Here is a 20,260-nt window from a genome sequence, read left to right on the forward strand (position 1 = left end):
AGGCATTTCTTATGCGATTTTCTATGGATAGTAATATGCAGTTTCCTTTGGTTGAGTTGTCGCTCAATCAAGGTGAAACGGTCTTTATCCAGCGTGGCAGCATGGTCTACCACACGCCGAATGTGACCCTGAATACCCAGCTCAATGCAAGCGGTTCTGGCTTGGGACGTTTTGTCAAGGCTGTGGGGCGTTCGATGGTTTCTGGTGAAAGTACCTTTATTACTCAGGCTGTTGCCCAGTCTGATAATGGCTACCTTGCTTTGGCGCCAGATGCTCCTGGTCAAGTCATTCCTCTTCAGCTAGGCGAAAAGCAATATCGGCTGAATGACGGTGCCTTTCTGGCTCTTGATGGTACGGCTTACTATACCATGGAGCGTCAGTCTGTTGGCAAGGCTCTCTTTGGCGGTCAAGGCGGTCTCTTCGTTATGACGACCCAAGGACAGGGCACTCTTTTGGCTAATGCCTTTGGTTCTATTAAGAAAATTGAGCTTCATAACCAAGAAGTGACTATTGACAATGCCCATGTAGTAGCTTGGAGCCAGTCTTTGAATTATAATATCCATCTGGAAAATGGCTTCTGGCAGTCTATTGGAACGGGTGAAGGAGTGGTCAACACCTTCCAAGGTACTGGTGAAGTCTATGTGCAAAGTCTCAATCTTCAAACCTTTGCAGGCTCACTCAGCAAGTATATTCCAAGAAGCTCATAACAAATAAAACTAGGACAGAAAACCAGATTAGATGCTGGGTTTGACTGTCCTATTTTTTGTAACAAAGCCGAGAACTGACAAATAGTAGAAAAGATGGTAAGATAATATAAAATTATTTGAATATCAAAGTACCAGTAAGGGGAAAGAATGTCATATTTTGAAAACTTTATGAAGGCCAATCAAGCCTTGAAAAGGCAACGGCCGCCTTTATGATTTAGCTGTTAGCACCATCGGATGCGAACTCGTTCGTGGCATTTTTGGCGGATTAAAGAAACGTTAGGAGAATAAAGTGACAATTACTATAAAACCTTATCAGAAATTGGATAAAGAGGCTGTTTTAGAATTATCAATTCAAGCTTGGTCTCCAGTTTTTCCAAAAATGGAAAAAGGAGTTCCTAAGTTTGTTTATGATAATTTTTATCCTCAAGGGTGGGAAAAAAGGCAAATCAATGATCTAACAGCAGTCTTAAATGAAGAGAGTCAGTTTGCCTGGTTAGCTTTTCTGGAGGAAGAATTAGTCGGATGGATTCACATTCGCTTGCACCCTGAGGATAAGATGGGTGAGATTTATATCCTAGCTGTTGCTCCAAGATATCAGCGTCAAGGTATTGGAAAAGCGCTCATGACCTATGCTTGTGATCAGATTAAACAAAAAGGAATGGAAATGGTCATGGTTGAGACGGGTGGTGATCTAGGTCATGCACCGGCTCGTAAAACCTATGAGAACTTTGGTTTTGAACAATGGCCCGTTGCTCGCTACTTTAAGAAGTTGTAACACATGGCTCTTTGTCAACTGTAGTGGGTGATAAAAACTAGCACAGAGAGCAGTTCATATAGGTTCTCTCTTTTTTGAAGTTAGGGAAGTTCTAAAGCCAAAACCTAGTATGATAAGGTTAATTCGTTTGAAGATCAAATAATATAATTAGTCAGGAGTCAAAATGTCATATTTTGAAAACTTTATGAAGGCCAATAAAGCTTATGTCGATCTGCATGGAACGGCACATCTGCCCATTAATCCCAAGACCAAGGTAGCTATCGTGACCTGCATGGACTCTAGGCTCCACGTGGCTCAGGCTCTGGGTCTAGCACTAGGAGATGCTCATATCTTGCGCAATGCCGGCGGTCGGGTAACAGAGGACATGATTCGCTCGCTAGTCATCTCCCAGCAGCAGCTAGGAACGCGGGAAATCGTGGTTTTGCATCATACAGACTGTGGGGCACAGACCTTCAAGAATGAGGATTTCACGGCCTATCTTCATAAAGAACTAGGTGTCGATGTCAGTGATCAGGACTTTTTGCCCTTTACAGATGTAGAGGAAAGTGTGCGCGAGGATATGGCCTTGCTGCGGCAGTCACCACTGATCCCAGCTGATGTAGAAATCTCAGGAGCGGTTTACGATGTAGATACTGGCCGGATGACAGTTGTTGAGGAATAGTTGGGAAGTCAATTTCTTTGTCTGCGCATCAGCATTGAAATTGGCTCCTTTTTTATGTTAAAATAGAGAAACGATTTTAATTAGTTAGGACAATGTTATGATTCTTTCCATTATTTCTCAGGGATTGGTTTGGGCCGTCCTAGGTCTAGGTATTTTTATGACCTTCCGGATTCTGGGCTTTCCTGATATGACGACAGAAGGCTCCTTCCCCTTGGGCGGGGCGGTGGCTGTTACCTTGATTACTAAAGGAGTCAATCCTTTTCTGGCAACAACAGCAGCCGTTTTAGCGGGCTGTGCTGCGGGTGCCGTGACAGGTATGCTTTATACCAAAGGGAAAATTCCGACCTTGCTTTCTGGGATTTTGGTCATGACCTCCTGCCACTCTATCATGCTGATGCTGATGGGCCGTGCCAATCTGGGGCTTTTAGGCAGCAGTAAAATTCAGGATATTCTGCCCTTTTCAGGGGAAGTCAATGACCTCTTGACTGGTTTGATTTTTGTCAGCCTAGTGATTGCAGCCCTGCTCTTTTTCTTGGATACTAAGCTAGGGCAGGCTTATATCGCGACTGGAGATAATCCGGACATGGCTCGCAGTTTTGGGATCAATACTGGCCGTATGGAGTTGATGGGACTGATTCTATCAAACGGCTTGATTGCTCTGGCTGGAGCGCTGATTGCCCAGCAGGAAGGCTATGCAGATGTTTCCCGCGGGATTGGAGTAATCGTAGTTGGTCTGGCCAGTCTTATCATTGGCGAGGTACTCTTCCGGAGTCTGACCTTGGCAGAGCGGCTGATTACCATTGTAGTTGGTGCGATTGCCTATCAGTTCTTGATCTGGGGTGTCATTGCTCTCGGCTTCAATACCAACTATCTCCGTCTTTACAGCGCGGTGATTCTGGCCGTCTGTCTCATGATTCCAACCCTGAAAAATAAATTCTTTAAAGGAGCCAAGTTAAGCAAATGACAGCGATTGTAGAATTAAGAAATGCAACCAAGCTTGTAAAAAGCGGCTTTGATGAAGAAAAAATCATCCTAAATGATGTTTCTTTAGACATTCACGAGCATGATTTTATTACGATTTTAGGTGGAAACGGTGCAGGAAAGTCAACCCTGTTCAATGTCATTGCCGGAACTCTCCCTTTAACCAGCGGTAGCATTCATATCTTGGGGGAAAATGTCACTCATTTTTCACCAGAAAAGCGGGCCAAGTACTTGTCTCGTGTCTTTCAGGATCCTAAGATGGGAACGGCTCCGCGTATGACAGTGGCGGAAAATCTTCTCATTGCCAAATTCCGAGGCGAAAAGCGTGGCTTGGTGCCCCGTGGGCTCAACAGTTATAGGGAAGAATTTCAGGCGACGATTGAGAAAATCGGCAATGGTCTGGACAAGCATCTGGATACACCGATTGAATTTCTTTCTGGCGGGCAAAGACAGGCTTTGAGTCTGCTCATGGCAACGCTCAAGCGCCCAGAACTTTTACTTCTGGATGAGCATACTGCAGCACTGGATCCCAAGACCAGTGTAGCCTTGATGGAGCTGACCAATGAATTTGTCAATCGTGACCGCCTCACAGCCCTTATGATTACTCATCACATGGAGGATGCCCTCAAATACGGCAACCGACTAATCGTTATGAAAGACGGGCAGATTATTCAGGACTTAAACAAAAACGAGAAAGCCAAGATGACCATCGCAGATTACTACGGCTTGTTTGAATAGGCTTGCTCAGAGTTTTGTAAAACCAAGAGAAAGAATACGTACTAAATAATGTACTGCTCCCACAAAGTTAGACAATTAATGTTCAAAAGGCTCTCGTAGATTAATAAAAACCGCTTGATTGCGGTTTTTTTCTTATCAAAATAGTCTAAATCACTCATCTAAACGAATAAACATCATTGCGTTAAGTAAGGAGATGAGTGCGACCGTATTAATATTATTGGAATAGATCAGTCTCTTGTTCTCAATGGGTGGAATAATAAAATTAGAAATGATGATATCGTAAGGTGATTCTTTTAAAGAATCGATTGATAATTCTAATTTATTCCAAACTTCAAGTTCAAAATTGTTGCTGCAATAATAAGAAAGTGTCTCTGCTACTGATCTTGCATGATACTGATCAAAATTACTCATGACTAAAACTTTTAATTTAGGCTGATTTTGTAAAAGGTTCAGCACTAAATGTTTGCTGTGAGTGATAAGAGTATAGGATAGATGGTTGACTTTCATTGGTGTGCTATAGATATCCAAAGTCTCTAGATAATGTTCAATCCCTTTTTTAATATCTGAAACAAATTGAGGGAAAATATTTTGAAAGTTCTTGATTGTATTCCCTTTTTGATCAAATAGAATAAACTCTGTAGATAGTTCCTGACGGTGCAGATGTGCTGTATTATGCAAATGCCAAATAAGATTGTCATTATTGTCTATTTTTAGATTATATTTGCTTTCTATCTGATCAATTAAATCACTTAATAATTGATACGAATTTTTTACATAGCTGTCTGTTTTTGCGCAGCTCATAAATAGATTTTCATCAATGAAAAACATTTTTTGAAAATAGGAGACAAATAGTTGACCTATCACTTCTTTATTCAAAGAGATATGATATTCAGAATCAAAGCTCGCTACAATGTCTTCGATTCCTTCTGCCTGCATAAAAGATTCTAACAATTGATTGTTAAAAGAATCTTTCTCAACTTCCAAGAAATGACCAAACTTTATTCGGTATAAATTTGTAACCAGGAGCAATTTTAACATTCTTTGAGTTGCGAAATTGACAGGAAATGCAGTTTCTTTATAGACCAGTGCTAACAGCTTACACAAAGGTTCTACTGAAAAATCTGTAAAGGGCCATTCAAAAAAATAATATTTTTCCGAAAAATATTGTGCAAAAAAATAACGGATATCAATCTCATCTCCAATAATCCGAGCAGGATTGAGACTAATTTTAAAATTATATTGTTTTTTTATGATTTTGTTAATATGACTGATTATACGATAGAGTGAGGAAGAGCTTATATAAAACTCTTTACAAAGACTCTCAGTTTCATATCCTTCGTTAAAGAAGATGAATTCTAAAATTGAAAAATGGGTTGAATGCTTAAAAAAATGGTGATACACCATCTCAATATCACTATCATCGGTATTAATGATACGTATACCATTAGTGGACGAGTGAAAAATCAATTGAGGAAACGCAGACTTGACATGGGATAAATCATCTTTTACTGAACGTTCTGTACAATTCAATAGTTCAGCCAGTTCAGAAATATGAAACCAGCGTTTGTTTTTAAATAGTAGTTCTAATAGTTCTAATTGCCTGTGGCTCTTTTTAGACAGTAATTCTCGCATTAAAATATTATCTTTCTTTATATAGTGTTTTTATTATCAGGCAATTATACCATATTTTATGCATTTAACCTCGTTTAACAACTCTAAAATATATCTAAAAATGCTGATAAAAGCCTATAGAACAAGGAATTCTTATCTTTGCGTATCTATAGTACAGATAAACGGAAAGAAAACCAAGTTGAATTATTATGTTTCCAAGTTGGAAAATTATATAATTATGTTAATCAAAAAATAATAGTAAAAAATATTATTAAACAATTTTGATTTAGAAAAAATTAGAAAGGAGAATCAATATGCTTTGGTCTATTATTGTTGGAGGTCTTATTGGTCTTATTGCTGGATCAATCACTAAAAAAGGCGGCTCAATGGGTGTTATTGCAAACGTTGTTGCAGGTTTAGTTGGTTCTGCTGTCGGTCAGTCACTTTTGGGAACTTGGGGTCCTAGTTTGGCTGGTATGGCCTTGCTTCCTTCTATCATTGGTGCAGTTATTGTAGTAGCTGTTGTATCATTTTTTGTAGGTAAAAAGGCATAAATTGTCTTTTTACGTTCAAAATACAATTTAAAATTTAATGATGTGAGGATTCAATATGTCAAAATCAAGAAAAATACTTTCCCTTATTTTCTGTATTTTAATCTTGACAATTTTGATTCCTGTTTTGCTAGACTTTCATAAAGTCAGCGGTCTGGGGCTCCAGTTATTTAGCTGGAAGTTATTCACTTGGAAGCAGATTCCTTTTGTGGGCTACTATCTTTCTAGGTATGTTTTCTGGGGCACTGTGGTTTTAGCAAGCTTAATCTTACTACTGATGTTAGTGATAGCTTTTTATCCTAAGAGACGTTTGGAAATTCAGCTAGCTGATGCGGATGGGAAACTGATGCTGAAAAATTCAGCAATTGAAGGTTTTGTTCGTAGTCTGTTAACAGAACACGGTTTAATTAAAGATCCTACAGTTTCAGTAAATAGCCGTAAAAACAAATGCATGGTTTCCGTTAAAGGCGCAATCGTTCCTTCGGAAAACATCATCAAGAGAAGTCAGTTGATTCAAGAAGAAATTGCGTCTGGATTGACAGAATTCTTCGGAATCAATCATAATGTCAAGCTTAAAATCTCTGTCTCAGACTTCAAGCCAAAAGAAGCGGCTAAAAAAACTACTAGTCGTGTAAAGTAAGGAAGTAAAAAATGGAATGGTTTAAAAAATATCAATATCCAATCTTGTCTGGATTAGCAGGCATTATTCTAGCGTGTTTTATCCTATCCTTTGGCTTCTTTAAGACTCTATTTGTCTTGATTTGCGCTACTCTAGGGGCAGGAATTGGATATTATATTCAAAAAAATAATATATTTAAATAAAAATAAAGGAGTTTAACATGTCAAATAAAGATGTTAAAGATGTTGCTAAAAAAGAAGTTGCTCAAGAAGTTCACGAAGTAAAAGGTGAATTAACTTATGATGATAAGGTCATTCAAAAAATTATCGGTCTCTCTTTAGAGAAAGTTTCAGGTTTGCTGGCTGTTGACGGTGGCTTCTTCTCTAACATAAAAGATAAATTGGTCAACTCTGACAATGTCACTCATGGTGTCAATGTTGAAGTTGGTAAAGAACAAGTAGCTGTTGACCTGAATGTGGTTGCAGAATATCAAAAGAATGTTCCAGCTTTATACAAAGAAATCAAGAAAGTCGTTGCAGAAGAAGTTTCTAAGATGACTGATTTGGAAGTTGTTGAAGTAAATGTCAATGTTGTTGATATTAAAACGAAAGAACAACACGAAGCGGATTCAGTAAGCCTTCAAGACCGAGTGACAGATGTTGCTGAATCAACAGGTGAATTTGCTTCAGAGCAATTCGAAAAAGCAAAATCTGGCATTAGCGGCGGTTTCTCAGCTGTTCAAGAAAAAGTTGGCGATGGTGTAGAGGCTGTTAAAGACGCTGCATCAAGTGAAAAAGCTCGCGTTCGTTAATTCTCTCACTAAAATTAGGAATTCTTATATTCTTTCATTGCTTTAAAAATTGAAACTAATAACGGAGGTATTAATTATGTCTACAGAAGAAAAATTCAACCAAGCTAAAGGTTCTGTTAAAGAAGGCCTTGGCAAATTAACTGGTGATAAAAAAACAGAAAAAGAAGGAGCTGCTGAAAAAGTAGTTTCTAAAGTTAAAGAAGTTGCAGAAGATGCCAAAGATGCTGTTGAAGGCGCCATCGAAGGCGTTAAAAATATGGTTAAAAAAGACGATAAATAAAACCAATAGTTGATTTTCCTTATAAAAAGTCTTTGTTAGCTATAGTCACGGATAAAAATTATCTAGAATTTAAAGGAGATCATTTTAAGGTCTCCTTTCTTTTTTCTTAGCTAAAAAGTTTTTTAATTTCTTAGTTGTAAACGCTTGCAAAAATCTGGATAGAGTACTATAATAGAGTTAAGGAAATAGAAAGAAAGGAAACCAAATTCATTCGCTTTTAAGTTTACTTTGTTGGTATAGTTGTTTGTAATACATAAGTAGTTGCTTTACTTGACATATTGGTTGAATTGTCAGACAGGCCTGCTTAGCTTGCCTGATTGTAACGATAGTATAGAAAGTAGAAGCTTTTAGATGGTTTTCAAACTTCGAGAATTCAATCAATAGTGCTTTATTATGTTATAGAGATTTCCAATGCTAAGATAAAAAGAAAATCATTAGCGGTTGAAGGAATTAAAAGTTTATAAAAAATAATAAAAACAATAAATCAAAAAATTGTTATTCAGTTACACCTTGGATGAACTGATTGCTCTCATACCAGCGAAGTAAACCAGACCTCTAGCCGAGTAAAGCTAGAGGTCGTTTTTTGTGGTAGAGGGTGCTAAGAAGGCACGCTTGACTTTGAAAAAAGGTTGAAAAAATGCTATAATAGCTTAGATATGCAAACCTAAGGTTTGCAAGACTGTAATTCGACTTGGCTAGCCAAGGACCGTTAGTAATAAAATAAAGAATCTTTGATAAAAGTAAGGTTCTGAAAATTGAATAGGAGAAAAAATGAGCAAGAGCAATGTTAAACTGATTGCTTTGGGCGGCGTACGTGAAAATGGTAAAAATCTCTACGTTGCTGAAGTGGATGATTCCATTTTTGTATTGGATGTTGGGCTGAAGTACCCAGAAAATGAGCAGTTGGGTGTGGATTATGTCGTTCCCAACATGGATTATTTGTTTGAAAACAAGGAGCGGATTGCGGGTGTCTTTCTGACACACGGGCACGCGGATGCGATTGGTGCTCTGCCTAATCTTTTGGCAGATGCTAAGGTGCCGGTTTTCGGATCAGAGTTGACGATTGAGCTGGCCAAGCTTTTTGTCAAAAACAACGATGCGGTTAAGAAGTTCAATGATTTCCATGTGATTGATGAAAATACCGAGATTGAATTTGGTAAAACCGTGGTTTCCTTCTTCCGGACGACTCACTCGATTCCTGAGAGTTTGGGAATTGTCATCAAGACCAGAAAAGGCAGTATTGTTTATACAGGTGATTTCAAGTTTGACCAGTCTGCCAGCCCATCCTATGCGACAGACTTTGGCCGTCTGGCTGAGATTGGCCGCGAGGGTGTTCTGGCCTTGCTCAGTGATTCAGCCAATGCCGACAGCACTGTTCAGGTGGCTAGTGAGAGCGAGGTCAGCAAGGAAATCGAAGATACGATTGCTGACTGGGATGGCCGTGTGATTGTTGCAGCGGTTGCCAGCAACCTGTCTCGTATCCAGCAGGTCTTTGATGCAGCTGCAGAGACTGGCCGCCGAGTGGTTTTGACAGGCTTTGATGTTGAAAACATCGTTCGTACGGCTATCCGCCTCAAGAAGCTGTCCTTGGTGGATGAACGCCTCTTGATCAAGCCCAAGGAAATGTCTAAGTTTGAAGACCATGAGCTGATTATTTTGGAGACTGGCCGGATGGGTGAGCCTATCAATGGCCTGCGCAAGATGTCGATCGGACGTCACCGCTATGTGGAAATCAAGGAAGGCGATTTGATTTACATCGTAACGACACCGTCTATTGCCAAGGAAGCGGTCGTGGCTCGCGTGGAAAATATGATTTATCAGGCGGGTGGCATTGTCAAGTTGATTACCCAAAACCTGCGGGTTTCGGGTCACGCAAATGCGCGTGATTTGCAGCTCATGATTAACCTGCTGCAGCCTAAGTACCTCTTCCCTATTCAGGGTGAGTACCGCGGACTGGATGCTCATGCCAAGGCTGCCATGGAAGTTGGCATGCTGCCGGAAAATATCTTCATTCCTAAGCGGGGCAGCATCATGGAATACGACCATGGTGATTTTGTGCCTGCTGGTGCAGTATCAGCTGGAGATGTCATGATTGATGGAAATGCGATTGGCGATGTGGGTAATATCGTCCTGCGCGACCGCAAGGTCTTGTCTGAAGATGGTATTTTCATCGTGGCACTCACAGTTAACCGTAAGGAAAAGAAAATCATTTCCAAGGCTAAAGTACACACCCGTGGATTTGTCTATGTCAAGAAGAGCAGAGATATTTTGCGTGAAAGCTCTGACATTATCAATAAAACCGTGGAAGACTATCTGGCGCAGGATAGCTTTGACTGGGGTGAGCTGAAGGGTGCTGTCCGTGACAGTCTGGCCAAATATCTCTTTGACCAAACCAAGCGTCGCCCAGCTATTTTGCCGGTTGTTATGGAAGTGCGGTAAAAATCTGAACACAAATACAAGAAAAGTCGGGCTTCGGCTTTTTCTTGTCAGGAAGATACGAAGGAGAAATGCGAATGGCAGTGATGAAAATAGAGTATTATTCTGAGGCTTTGGAGATGGAATGGGGTGTCAATGTTCTCTATCCGGATGCAGCACGCGTGGACAAGCCGGATGATAAGGATATTCCTGTTTTGTACCTGCTTCACGGTATGAACGGGAATCACAATAGCTGGCTCAAGCGCTCAAATATTGAGCGTCTGGTTCGCTCGACCAACTTGATTGTTGTCATGCCTAATACCAGCAATGGCTGGTACACCGATACTCAGTATGGTTTTAACTATTACGAAGCCATCGCTGAGGAGCTACCTCGGGTGCTCAAGCGCTTTTTCCCAAATATGTCAGATAAGCGGGAGAAGAATTTTATCGCTGGTCTTTCCATGGGCGGATATGGAGCCTTTAAGCTGGCTCTCAAGTCTAACCGCTTTTCATACGCGGCTAGTCTTTCAGGCGCTTTGAGTTTTCTTGATGCTCGTCCAGATAATGCTGAAATGGCAACGCCAGCCTATTGGCGAGGAGTTTTTGGAGACTATAAGGACTGGACCAGCAGCCCCCATTCGCTGGAGAGTATAGCCAAGCAATCTGATAAAAAAACCAAGCTTTGGGCTTGGTGTGGCGAAGAAGATTTTCTCTACAAGGCCAATCAGAAGGCAGTGAAAAACCTGCAAGACTTAGGTTTGGAGATTACTTACAGCCACAGTCCAGGTAAGCATGAGTGGTATTACTGGGAAAAGCAGCTGGAGAATGTGCTGGCCTGGCTTCCTATCGACTTCCAGCTGGAAGAGCGCCTGTCGTAAAAATAGACTGTAAAGTCGTATTCTGCCCTCAGAGTATGATATAATGATTACGTTTGAAAATCGGAGTGGGAATGATTCCCCGAAATACAAATAGGAGAATGGAACTTTGACAAAAGCGATTCGAGTGCGTTATGCACCAAGTCCGACTGGACTTTTACACATCGGAAATGCGCGGACTGCGCTCTTTAACTATCTCTATGCTCGTCACTATGGTGGAACATTCATTATCCGTATCGAGGATACAGACCGCAAGCGCCATGTAGAAGACGGAGAACGCTCACAGCTTGAAAACTTACGCTGGCTGGGTATTGACTGGGATGAGAGTCCTGAGACTCACGAAAACTACCGTCAGTCTGAGCGCTTGGATATTTACCAAAAATACGTTAATGAACTCTTGGACAAGGGCTTGGCTTACAAGTCCTATGTAACTGAGGAAGAATTAGCGGCTGAACGCGAACGTCAGGAAGCGGCTGGCGAAACACCGCGTTATATCAATGAGTTTCTAGGTATGTCTGAGGAAGAAAAGGCAGCCTATATTGCTGAGCGCGAAGCAGCGGGGATCATTCCGACGGTTCGTCTGGTTGTCAATGAGGCTGGTATCTATAAGTGGACGGACATGGTCAAGGGCGAAATTGAGTTTGAAGGTGGCAATATCGGTGGTGACTGGGTTATCCAGAAGAAAGACGGCTACCCAACTTATAACTTTGCTGTGGTTATTGATGACCATTTGATGGAAATTTCACACGTTATTCGTGGAGACGATCATATTGCTAACACACCTAAACAGCTCATGGTTTATGAAGCTTTAGGCTGGGAAGCTCCAGAATTTGGCCACATGACCCTGATTATTAACTCTGAAACAGGTAAGAAGCTGTCCAAGCGCGATACCAATACCTTGCAATTTATCGAGGATTATCGCAAGAAGGGCTACCTGCCAGAAGCCGTCTTTAACTTTATTGCACTGCTGGGCTGGAATCCTGGCGGCGAGCATGAGATTTTCTCTCGTCAAGAATTGATCGAGCTTTTTGATGAAAAACGTCTCAGTAAGTCCCCAGCTGCTTTTGACCAGAAGAAGCTGGACTGGATGAACAACGAATACATCAAGAATGCAGATTTTGACACAATCTTCGCTCTGGCTAAGCCGTACTTGGAAGAAGCAGGTCGTTTGACAGATAAGGCAGAAAAGCTTGTAGAGCTCTACAAACCACAAATGAAGTCTGTAGATGAAATCGTGCCGCTGACAGACCTCTTCTTTGCGGACTTCCCAGAGTTGACAAATGCGGAGCATGAGGTCATGGCTGGTGAAACGGTACCGACTGTGTTGACAGCTTTCAAGGAAAAGCTAGAAGCTATGTCGGATGCAGATTTTGTGACAGAAAACATCTTCCCGCAAATCAAGGCTGTCCAAAAAGAGACAGGGATCAAGGGTAAAAACCTCTTCATGCCTATTCGGATTGCCGTTTCGGGTGAAATGCATGGACCAGAACTGCCAGATACGATTTACCTGCTAGGCCGTGAAAAATCTATCCAGCATATCGAAAACATGCTGAATCAAATTCAATAAGATGAACCAGCTTTCAAGCTGGTTTTTACTTTGCAAATTTTTGTTTTTATGTCACAATTGTAATAAGAAAATACCTTAAGGAGAGAGAAATGAAAAAATGGATCATCATCTTGATTGGAGGATTACTAGCCTTACTCGTGCTAGTAACCTGTAATCAAAAGAAAGAGCAAATGACTCCAGCTTCCAACAATTCTAAAGTAAGTTCGCCTAGCTCTGCATCTTCTAAAAAGTCTGAAAGAGAGAGCAATTCGAGCGAACTTTCTGGCGACGCAGATAGTCAGGAAACTTCTGATACAGGCTCTAAGCAGAATTCGGAAACTGAAGCTGAAAAGTCTGCCAAGGAAGCTAGCAAAGGAGAGAAAGAGACGGCACCAACTTCTAGTTTGGATATGAAGGCTATTGCTTCTGGAGATTTTTCCAGCATGATTGGTACTTGGCAGGATGCCAAAGGGAACAGTTATACTTTCGATGAGTCTGGTATCGAGTCAGATGTTGCCAAGCTTGAGACAGGAGATTACTCTGGGCCAGATGAAAATGGGATTTACCGAGCAGGGATTCGTTGGAAAAACCAAACCGGTGCTGCCTTTCTTATCATTCCAGCAGGAAAGAGTTTGCCAGCCGGGGAGACTGTCAATGGGACAGATCCGACTGATACCAGTCAAGATCGTTTCATCATCACCCAGAGCGTTTCCGAACATCCCGATGTTTTTTACCGCGTAAAATAAGGAGTCTTGACGGACTCTTTTTTTCTTGTTTTGAGTCCAGTATATAATATATTGATTTTGAATAAAAATTGATAAAACGTTTTTATTTTAATAAATATTAAAATTTCTCTTGACATTCGCATTTTCATACAGTAGAATGTTTAAAAATAAAATGTAGAAGGATAGAGGTAATCATATGGTTAAAGAGAAAGTCATTTTAGCATATTCCGGTGGCTTGGACACTTCGGTGGCCATTACTTGGCTGAACAAGGATTATGATGTGATCGCGGTCTGTATGGACGTAGGTGAAGGAAATGATTTGGATTTCATTCATGACAAGGCGCTGAAAGTAGGCGCTATCGAATCACATGTTATTGATGTTAAAGACGAGTTTGCGGAAGACTACGTCTTGGTTGCTCTGCAAGGACACACCTTCTACGAACGAAAATATCCTCTAGTGTCCGCTCTGAGCCGACCTTTGATTTCTAAGAAATTGGTTGAAATTGCCCACAAGACGGGGGCGACAACCATTGCCCATGGCTGTACCGGAAAAGGAAACGATCAGGTACGTTTTGAAGTCGCTATCGCCTCCTTAGATCCCAAGCTCAAGGTGATTGCTCCGGTTCGGGAGTGGAAATGGTCTCGGGAAGAAGAGATTAATTACGCTAAAGCTAATGGTGTGCCAATTCCAGCAGATCTGGACAGCCCCTACTCAGTTGATCAAAACCTTTGGGGGCGGGCCAATGAGTGCGGAGTATTAGAAAATCCTTGGAATGAAGCACCTGAAGACGCCTATGATTTGACGGTTGCACCAGAAGCAGCGCCAGACAGTCCAGTCTATGTAAATATTGATTTTGAGGCTGGCGTGCCAGTTGCTTTAGACGGTAAAAAGATGAAGTTGGCGGACTTGATTCTTGAGCTGAATGACTTGGCAGGACAACACGGTGTTGGGCGGATTGACCATGTGGAAAATCGTCTGGTTGGGATTAAGTCTCGGGAAATCTATGAATGCCCTGGGGCGGTGACTCTCTTGGCTGCCCACAAGGAAATCGAGGATCTGACTCTAGTCAGAGAATTGGCTCATTTCAAGCCGATTATCGAAAATGAGCTGTCTAATCTCATCTATAATGGTCTCTGGTTTAATCCAGCGACAGAAGCCTTGATTGCCTATCTCAAGTCCACCCAGCAGGTGGTCAATGGCACAGCTAAGGTGAAGCTTTATAAGGGGTCTGCGACAGTCGTAGCACGTAAGTCTGACAATTCTCTCTACGACGAAAGTCTGGCTACCTATACCAGTGCAGATACTTTTGATCAGGATGCCGCGATTGGCTTTATCAAGCTGTGGGGGCTTCCATCTAAGGTTCACGCAGAGGTTCAGGCTCACAAGGACGAATAGAAAGGGGCTTTCCTATGGTGAATCATAAACTGTGGGGCGGACGTTTTGAAGCCTCTCTGGAGGGATGGGTAGAAGAGTTTGGCGCTAGCATTGGCTTTGACTATCGTCTGGCTCCTTATGATCTGCAGGGCAGCCTAGCCCATGTCAAAATGCTGGGGCAGGCAGGAATCATTGCTCCAGAGGAAGCAGCTGCTATTCAGGTAGGCCTAGAAAAGCTGTTAGCACGTTATGAGGCTGGAGAGCTTGAGTTTGATGTGCGTAATGAAGATATTCATATGAATATGGAGGCTCTTCTGACCGAGGAGATTGGGCCAGTGGCTGGCAAGCTTCATACGGCTCGCTCCCGTAATGACCAGGTGGCGACAGATATGCACCTCTATCTCAAGGATCAGCTCGGTCAGATTGCGGATAAACTCTTGAATCTGCGTCAGGTTCTATTGGACTTGGCAGAGGAGCATGTAGAGACCATCATGCCAGGCTATACCCATCTGCAGCATGCCCAACCGATTAGCTTTGCTCATCATCTGCTGGCCTATTATCAGATGTTCAGCCGAGATAGTCAGCGCTTTGCTTTTAATCTAGAGCATACAGATTTGTCTCCTTTAGGAGCAGCGGCTCTGGCGGGGACAACGTTTCCAATTGACAGGGAGCTGACGGCTGATTTATTGGGCTTCAAAGGCATTTACCACAATTCTTTGGATGCGGTCAGTGATCGAGATTTTATCCTGGAGTTTCTATCTAACAGCAGTATTCTCATCATGCATCTGTCTCGTCTCTGTGAGGAGCTGATTAATTGGTGCAGCTATGAATACGGCTTTGTCAGTCTGTCAGACACCTTTAGTACAGGATCATCCATTATGCCGCAAAAGAAAAATCCGGACATGGCGGAGCTGATTCGGGGTAAGAGCGGCCGGGTCTATGGCCATCTCTTCAGTCTTCTGACGGTTATGAAATCCCTGCCCTTGGCCTATAATAAGGACCTGCAGGAAGACAAGGAAGGCATGTTCGATACAGTAGATACTATCCAAAAATCGCTGGATATTATGGCGGGTATGCTGTCTAGTATGACAGTCAATAAGGAAAAAATGCTGGTTTCAACCCAGCAAGACTTCTCCAATGCGACAGAATTGGCTGACTATCTGGCCAAGAAAGGACTGCCTTTCCGGGAAGCCCATGAGATTGTCGGAAAGTTGGTGCTGGAATGCAGCAAGGCAGGCTATTATCTACAGGATATTCCGCTGAGCCGCTATCAAGAAGTGTCATCACTGATTGAGGAAGATATTTATCAAGCGCTCGAATCACAAACGGCTGTACAAAAGCGGAATTCCCTTGGCGGGACAGGATTTGCACAGATTCGTCAGGAGTTGGAAAGAGCTAAGAAACAGCTGGAAAAGAAATAAGATATAGGGAACATCGCAAGGGAATTGCGGTGTTCTTTTGGTGAATCGACCTTTTAAATATTTGCAAAAACGGCGTCATAGCAGGACTTATTGGCATTTTCGAAAAATATGGTATAATAGATATAATTTTGGTGGATGGAGTTGAGTTTTGAGAAAAAACTATCGCGTCAAGAGCGAAAAAGATTTTAATGCGATTTTTAAAAGTGGACAGAGTTTTGCTAATCGAAAATTTGTCGTTTACATGTTAGAAAAAGAGCAAAAGCATTTTCGAGTAGGAATTTCCGTCAGTAAAAAGTTGGGGAATGCAGTAGTTCGTAATCGTATTAAAAGAAAAATCCGCCATGTCTTGATGCAGCATCAAAAACATCTAGTCCAGGCAGACTTCGTAGTTATTGCTCGCAAAGGAGTGGAAGAGTTGGACTACCACCAAGTTGAACAAAATTTATTGCATGTATTAAAGATTGCTAAACTTTATCAGGAAGGATTCATTTGTGAAACAGAAAAGTAAATTAGGGATTTTGCTGGTCGCCTCGCTGCTCTTTCTCACAGCCTGCGGAACCAGTCAAGTAACGGCCGATTCACATGGCTTTTGGGAGAAGTTAGTCTATTTCTTTGCGGACACCATTCGTTTTCTATCCTTTGGTGGAAGCAAGGGGATTGGGATTATTCTCTTTACCTTGATTATCCGGACAGTTCTCCTGCCGGTCTTCCAATTCCAGACGACTTCTTCTCGCAAGCTGCAGGAAGTACAGCCGCATATCAAGCGCCTGCAGGAAAAGTATCCTGGTAAGGATATGGAGAGCAGAACAGCCTTGGCTGAGGAAACTCAAAAGCTCTACAAAGAAAAGGGTGTTAATCCCTATGCTTCATTCATTCCGCTCTTTATCCAGATGCCAGTGCTCCTGGCTCTGTTTCAAGCCCTAACTCGGGTTGATTTCATGAAGACAGGTCACTTCCTCTGGCTCAATCTAGGAGCAACAGATCCGACCTTTATTCTTCCGCTGTTGGCGGCTCTCTTCACTTTCTTCAGTACGTGGCTTTCAAACAAAGCTTTGCCTGAGAGAAATGGCGGGATGACAGTCATGATGTACCTAATGCCAGTTGTGATTTTCTTTTTTGCCCTCTATGCGGCGAGCGGGGTAGCCCTCTACTGGGCGGTCTCAAATGCTTATCAGGTGGTTCAGACCTTGCTGCTGAGCAATCCTTTTAAAATCATTGCCGAGCGGGAAGCCAAGGAACGGTCAGAGCGTCAATTGGAACAGAAAAAGAAACGTGCCCTGAAAAAAGCACAGAAAAAGAAAAAGTAAGTAAGAAGGAGGACTCTTGCAATGGTTATTTTTACAGGAGCAAGTGTTGAAGAAGCCATTCAAAATGGTTTGAAAACGTTGGATATTCCACGTATGAGAGCGCATATCACTGTTATTTCACGTGAGAAAAAAGGCTTTTTAGGTCTGTTTGGCAAGAAGCCAGCTCAGGTGGATGTCGAGCCGATTGCTGAGACGACAGTTGTCAAGGCCAATCAAAAGGCTGTAAAAGGTGTTCCCGAAGAGATTAACGCTCAGAATGAGCCTGTGCAGTCTGTCAGTGAAGCAACGGTTGATTTGGGCCGTGTGGTAGCTGCCATCAAGAAGGTCGAAGGAGAAGGAGAAGTTATCTCAGATGAGGTCAAGGCTGAAATTCTCAAAAATGACAAGCAAGCCAATACGATTTTAGAAGAGACAGGCACCATTGATCTTCTCAAGACCAACCAAGCTATTGATGAGGCAGTTGCTCAAGCAGAAGCGGACGATAGCAAGGTTATCTCTTTTGAACAAGCAGCTAAAGACAAGGCTGAGCCGACAGAAACAGAAGAAAGCTCTTTTGCTGACTTAGGCATCCAAGTCGAAGCTGACTACGATATTGAAGAAGTAGTTGAGAATGTAACGAACTATGTTCAGAAAATCGTTGATGAGATGGATGTTGAAGCGGGCATTTCCAGCAGCCACAACCGCCGAACTATCAACATGCAGATTGATACCAATGAACCGGGGCGCGTGATTGGCTACCACGGAAAAGTCTTGAAAGCTCTGCAGCTATTGGCGCAAAACTATCTTTATAACCAATATTCTAAGAGCTTCTACATTTCAATTAATGTCAATGACTATGTTGAGCATCGGGCAGAAGTGCTGCAAAGCTATGCGCAGAAACTGGCTCAGCGGGCTTTGGAAGACCGACGCGGTCAGCACACAGACCCTATGTCTAACAGCGAGCGCAAGATTATCCACCGCATCATTTCTCGCATTGATGGCGTGACTAGCTATTCCGAAGGCGACGAGCCTAACCGCTATGTCGTTGTGGATATTGACAGCGAATAAAAAGAAAGCCAGCAGAGATGCTGGTTTTTGTAGTAATAAGCTAGGAGAAAGAATTATGAAGAAGAGAGTTTTTCTAATTATTTTAGGGTTAGCATTACTTGCTGCCTGTGGTCAAAAGAAAATAGAGAATCAGGATAATACTCCTGATTCGAGTAAGAGTGCATTGGACAAAGAGCAAAAGAGTTCTTCGATTTCAGTAGAACAAGATGAAAAATTATATGCTTCGACTTTGGATAAATTAACAAAAGATACTTCTGAAGGCCGTGCGCAGATATACACATTCTATGATATTGATAAAAATGGGACGAATGAACTAATCACAGGACATCATTCTGACGGGGCTTATTATTTAGCGGCTATTTATTATTTGAATCAAGGAACATCAACTTATTTAGCTCAATCAAAAGTAGCTTCAGCAGGTGGAAGTCGAGAAAGCGCCACAATATATACAGATGGAACAGTCTTTTATGCTCAATGGCACTCTCTAAGTCCTGATGCTAAGGGTTATCTTTATCGACTGAGATCTGATAATAGTGGTATAGATGTGCTAAAAGAAGCAGATTTTCAAATAGCAGGTGTAGATTCAAATTCTGAAAAAAGCGTAGATTCAGTTTTTGGGTTAGCTTCTAAAAAAGAAGTTGATCTATCTTCGTTAACTTGGAAAGATATTGAATCTTATCAATCAAAAAGCTCCATAGGAGCAGAGGACAATCCAGAAATTTCAACTCAAATGGATTTATCGAGCATTCAAAACGGTGATTTCTCAAGTATTGAAGGTACGTGGAAAAATGGAAATGGAGAAGAGCTGACCTTTGATAAAAATGGTTTGGTGACTAATGGGCTAAAATTAGGAAATCAGTTTAAAATGGTCAACTCCTATTTAGAGGGTGGTGTATCCTATGGTGGTCCGGGTGCAGCAATATTATTTATTCCTGCTGGTGTAGATATGACTATGACTTTGGATAATCAAAAAATAATGGATGCTTCTAATCGTAAGAGGGACAGGATTCTTATCACGCAAAGTGTTAACGTTAATAAGTCAGAAGTATTCTATTATAAAGAGTAAAAAAGAAAGGATTTTTTATGTCACTTTTTCCAGCTATTGAAAGTTATCTGCCTCATCAAGGGGCTAAGTATATATCTCCAGACAAGGCAGGGCAGCTGCGTGAGTCTATGTTGGAGCTAAGAGCTAAGGGGCAGGCGGCACGCAAGGAGTTTGCAGACTTGGTCAAGGATTTTCAGAGCCTCTATCCTAAGCTGACCTTGGAGCGAACCAGCCAGTGGATGAATCAGGCGCAGATACTGCGGCCCCATTTTTGGAATTATCTTAAAGGCTATGGGGAAATCACAGAGCCAATGTTTGCCCTGCGCTTGTATGGAACTGCAGAAGATTTTGGAGTGTCGCTGGAGGTGAGCTTCATGGAGCGCAAGAAAGATGAGCACAGCCTCAGCAAGCAAAATCGGGTCTTGGAGTTGCCTATTCAGCCGCCAGCTTACTATTTTGCTCAGATAGATGGTGTGAGTCAGCGCTTTGAAGGAACAGAGGAAAATCGCCAGTTTCTTACTCGGCAGTTAGCGGCCGGTCAGGTTCGTAAGGTCTTAGTCAAATACGATATTCCCCTTTCTCAGGCTGCTTCAAGAGAGCAAGTGCTGTCCCAGCTGCAGGAGGCCATGACAGCCTTGATTCCCTTTTATGAAGCGACTCGGGTTATATGATTACGTTTACAAAGAGAAAGTTATTTAAGTAAGTATTGACAAAAGCCCCGGAATCATATAGAATAGTAAAGTATGTTTAGTAACTGATCACAACTAGCC

At 42.0% G+C, this 20,260-nt stretch carries 22 protein-coding genes; 21 read left to right on the plus strand and 1 reads right to left on the minus strand.

Annotation, left to right across the window (positions count from 1 at the left end; genetic code table 11):
- Positions 1 to 11: 11 nt before the first annotated feature.
- From FOC72_RS00070 to FOC72_RS00090, 5 genes are all read left to right on the plus strand, one after another.
- On the plus strand, positions 12 to 707 hold the full coding sequence (locus FOC72_RS00070; RefSeq protein WP_002893942.1) for a TIGR00266 family protein: 696 nt from the start codon (positions 12 to 14) through the stop codon (positions 705 to 707).
- Between the two features lie 289 nt (positions 708 to 996).
- Positions 997 to 1,482: a GNAT family N-acetyltransferase gene (locus FOC72_RS00075; protein ID WP_002893940.1), complete on the plus strand. Its 486-nt coding sequence runs from the start codon at positions 997 to 999 to the stop codon at positions 1,480 to 1,482.
- Between the two features lie 163 nt (positions 1,483 to 1,645).
- Positions 1,646 to 2,143, plus strand: coding sequence for a beta-class carbonic anhydrase (locus FOC72_RS00080; RefSeq protein ID WP_002893938.1), 498 nt, complete (start codon positions 1,646 to 1,648; stop codon positions 2,141 to 2,143).
- A gap of 97 nt (positions 2,144 to 2,240) precedes the next feature.
- Positions 2,241 to 3,107 (plus strand): ABC transporter permease, encoded by an 867-nt coding sequence (locus FOC72_RS00085; RefSeq protein WP_002893936.1) that lies wholly within the window; start codon positions 2,241 to 2,243, stop codon positions 3,105 to 3,107.
- Positions 3,104 to 3,862, plus strand: coding sequence for an ABC transporter ATP-binding protein (locus FOC72_RS00090; protein ID WP_002893934.1), 759 nt, complete (start codon positions 3,104 to 3,106; stop codon positions 3,860 to 3,862). The genes FOC72_RS00085 and FOC72_RS00090 overlap by 4 nt, the downstream gene beginning before the upstream one ends.
- A gap of 150 nt (positions 3,863 to 4,012) precedes the next feature.
- Here the strand turns inward: FOC72_RS00090 and FOC72_RS00095 are convergent, their stop codons facing one another.
- Positions 4,013 to 5,494, minus strand: a complete 1,482-nt coding sequence (locus FOC72_RS00095; protein WP_002893933.1) for an AcpB/EbpR/MafR family transcriptional regulator — start codon at positions 5,492 to 5,494, stop codon at positions 4,013 to 4,015.
- A 293-nt stretch (positions 5,495 to 5,787) separates the two neighbouring features.
- Here FOC72_RS00095 and FOC72_RS00100 point away from each other — a divergent pair, with 293 nt between their 5' ends.
- From FOC72_RS00100 to FOC72_RS00175, 16 genes are all read left to right on the plus strand, one after another.
- Positions 5,788 to 6,027, plus strand: coding sequence for a GlsB/YeaQ/YmgE family stress response membrane protein (locus FOC72_RS00100; RefSeq protein WP_002893931.1), 240 nt, complete (start codon positions 5,788 to 5,790; stop codon positions 6,025 to 6,027).
- A gap of 55 nt (positions 6,028 to 6,082) precedes the next feature.
- Positions 6,083 to 6,664, plus strand: a complete 582-nt coding sequence (gene amaP, locus FOC72_RS00105) for an alkaline shock response membrane anchor protein AmaP (protein WP_002893930.1) — start codon at positions 6,083 to 6,085, stop codon at positions 6,662 to 6,664.
- An 11-nt stretch (positions 6,665 to 6,675) separates the two neighbouring features.
- Positions 6,676 to 6,846 carry a DUF2273 domain-containing protein gene (locus FOC72_RS00110; protein ID WP_002905455.1) on the plus strand — a complete coding sequence of 57 codons (171 nt, stop codon included), beginning with the start codon at positions 6,676 to 6,678 and terminating at the stop codon, positions 6,844 to 6,846.
- A gap of 17 nt (positions 6,847 to 6,863) precedes the next feature.
- Positions 6,864 to 7,454: an Asp23/Gls24 family envelope stress response protein gene (locus tag FOC72_RS00115; RefSeq protein WP_002893928.1), complete on the plus strand. Its 591-nt coding sequence runs from the start codon at positions 6,864 to 6,866 to the stop codon at positions 7,452 to 7,454.
- Between the two features lie 76 nt (positions 7,455 to 7,530).
- Positions 7,531 to 7,734 carry a CsbD family protein gene (locus tag FOC72_RS00120; protein ID WP_002893927.1) on the plus strand — a complete coding sequence of 68 codons (204 nt, stop codon included), beginning with the start codon at positions 7,531 to 7,533 and terminating at the stop codon, positions 7,732 to 7,734.
- A 771-nt stretch (positions 7,735 to 8,505) separates the two neighbouring features.
- Positions 8,506 to 10,173: a ribonuclease J gene (locus tag FOC72_RS00125; RefSeq protein ID WP_002893925.1), complete on the plus strand. Its 1,668-nt coding sequence runs from the start codon at positions 8,506 to 8,508 to the stop codon at positions 10,171 to 10,173.
- 74 nt (positions 10,174 to 10,247) lie between these two features.
- The gene (locus tag FOC72_RS00130; RefSeq protein ID WP_002893923.1) at positions 10,248 to 11,027 is read left to right on the plus strand and encodes an alpha/beta hydrolase; all 780 of its coding nucleotides are present in this window, start codon (positions 10,248 to 10,250) and stop codon (positions 11,025 to 11,027) included.
- Between the two features lie 106 nt (positions 11,028 to 11,133).
- Entirely contained in the window at positions 11,134 to 12,591 is a 1,458-nt protein-coding gene (gene gltX / locus FOC72_RS00135; RefSeq protein ID WP_002893922.1) for a glutamate--tRNA ligase, read from the plus strand.
- A gap of 89 nt (positions 12,592 to 12,680) precedes the next feature.
- Positions 12,681 to 13,316, plus strand: coding sequence for a DUF6287 domain-containing protein (locus FOC72_RS00140; RefSeq protein ID WP_002893920.1), 636 nt, complete (start codon positions 12,681 to 12,683; stop codon positions 13,314 to 13,316).
- A gap of 175 nt (positions 13,317 to 13,491) precedes the next feature.
- Positions 13,492 to 14,691: an argininosuccinate synthase gene (locus FOC72_RS00145; protein ID WP_002893917.1), complete on the plus strand. Its 1,200-nt coding sequence runs from the start codon at positions 13,492 to 13,494 to the stop codon at positions 14,689 to 14,691.
- A gap of 14 nt (positions 14,692 to 14,705) precedes the next feature.
- Positions 14,706 to 16,091: an argininosuccinate lyase gene (gene argH / locus FOC72_RS00150; protein WP_002893915.1), complete on the plus strand. Its 1,386-nt coding sequence runs from the start codon at positions 14,706 to 14,708 to the stop codon at positions 16,089 to 16,091.
- Between the two features lie 148 nt (positions 16,092 to 16,239).
- Positions 16,240 to 16,599, plus strand: coding sequence for a ribonuclease P protein component (rnpA, locus tag FOC72_RS00155; RefSeq protein WP_002893914.1), 360 nt, complete (start codon positions 16,240 to 16,242; stop codon positions 16,597 to 16,599).
- On the plus strand, positions 16,583 to 17,398 hold the full coding sequence (locus tag FOC72_RS00160) for a YidC/Oxa1 family membrane protein insertase (RefSeq protein ID WP_002893913.1): 816 nt from the start codon (positions 16,583 to 16,585) through the stop codon (positions 17,396 to 17,398). The genes rnpA and FOC72_RS00160 overlap by 17 nt, the downstream gene beginning before the upstream one ends.
- Positions 17,399 to 17,419: 21 nt before the next feature.
- Positions 17,420 to 18,445, plus strand: coding sequence for an RNA-binding cell elongation regulator Jag/EloR (jag, locus tag FOC72_RS00165; RefSeq protein WP_002893912.1), 1,026 nt, complete (start codon positions 17,420 to 17,422; stop codon positions 18,443 to 18,445).
- Positions 18,417 to 19,511 carry a DUF6287 domain-containing protein gene (locus tag FOC72_RS00170; protein WP_002893910.1) on the plus strand — a complete coding sequence of 365 codons (1,095 nt, stop codon included), beginning with the start codon at positions 18,417 to 18,419 and terminating at the stop codon, positions 19,509 to 19,511. The genes jag and FOC72_RS00170 overlap by 29 nt, the downstream gene beginning before the upstream one ends.
- Before the next feature lie 17 nt (positions 19,512 to 19,528).
- Complete coding sequence (locus tag FOC72_RS00175; RefSeq protein WP_002893906.1) at positions 19,529 to 20,161, plus strand: hypothetical protein; 633 nt, start codon at positions 19,529 to 19,531, stop codon at positions 20,159 to 20,161.
- Positions 20,162 to 20,260: the final 99 nt, after the last annotated feature.

It is taken from the genome of Streptococcus sanguinis (genome assembly GCF_013343115.1).
Lineage (GTDB): Bacteria > Bacillota > Bacilli > Lactobacillales > Streptococcaceae > Streptococcus > Streptococcus sanguinis_H.